Here is a 1,102-nt window from a genome sequence, read left to right as displayed (position 1 = left end):
GGCCATCCGGGTCATAGTTTGCGAAGGTGCTGTAGTCGTAATAGTCGTAACGAACGCCACCAAAGGCTGTCCAATTATCACTTAACTCGACGGTATCCATGAAATAGAGCGCAAGGGTTTCAACATTCCAATCTGAGTCTTTATCACCTTGGGCAATATCTCGTTGAATCAATGTATTGAGGTCTGTCGCGGTATTACCATTTTCGTCTGACCAACAATAGCCTTCCCCAACACCACGTCGACCTGAAGTGAAGCAGTTTGAGGCTCCTTCAGAAGTGTAGCTATAGACGCCGTTGATAACCGTTTGGTCGGTATATTCGACACCAATCACGATGTCATGAACTGTCTCGCCGAGTTCTTTTGTAGTCAGAAAATTAAATTGATTGGCAAAATAATCAACGTCTTGCCAGCCTTGATGAGTACTTAACGAAGCAGTTTCAAAGCCATTGGTATCATTCGTAGCATCATCAAGTGTTGGGTAAGCTGTTGTACCTCGGGCTCCTGTCGCAACATAACCATTCTCGGTAATACCGTAGCGAGTCAGATTCACAATGCTCGAAGTTGGGCTAAATTCATAACCAACACGCAGCGTTGCAGTACTGGTTTCAGATTTCAGAAAGTCCTCATCTTGCACATAAGAAGGGATATCTTTAACAGGTTTGCCGGTATCACCATCTATGTAGGTACCTAAGTCCGGGCTATCTTCGCCTCGGAAATGATAGACATCCGCAACGATTTCTAGCTGATCTGTTACCTGGTGAGATAGTGAGATTGCTGCACCTGCGCGATTTCGGTCAGCCGGGTCACGGTCGGGAACATTTTCACCTGACTTAAGCAGGTTAACACGTAGGGCAGTGTCATAATCAATGACCTGGTTGATATCAGCCGTGACGCGGTGGTGCCAATCGGTGCCGATACCGATAGAGCCTTTCGCAAAGTCATACTCGGTGCTTGCACGTTTGGTTGCCGAGTTCACCGCTCCACCTGTTGTGCCGCGCCCTGCAAAGCTCGCGCTAGGGCCTTTACTGATTTCAACTTGCTCAACAGCGAAACTTTCACGAATGGTCATGCCCGGGTCGCGTAAGCCGTCGACGAAGACATC

1 protein-coding gene is annotated in these 1,102 nt (G+C 47.9%); it reads right to left on the bottom strand.

Features of this window, described 5'->3' with window-relative positions:
- Window positions 1-1,102, bottom strand: a 1,102-nt coding sequence (locus A3763_RS29300; protein WP_197483155.1) for a TonB-dependent siderophore receptor, incomplete at both ends; no start/stop codon positions are given.

The organism is Oleiphilus sp. HI0128 (genome assembly GCF_001635365.1).
The sequence above is the reverse complement of the archived record's forward strand: the minus strand, read 5'-3'. Positions and strand labels throughout refer to the sequence as shown.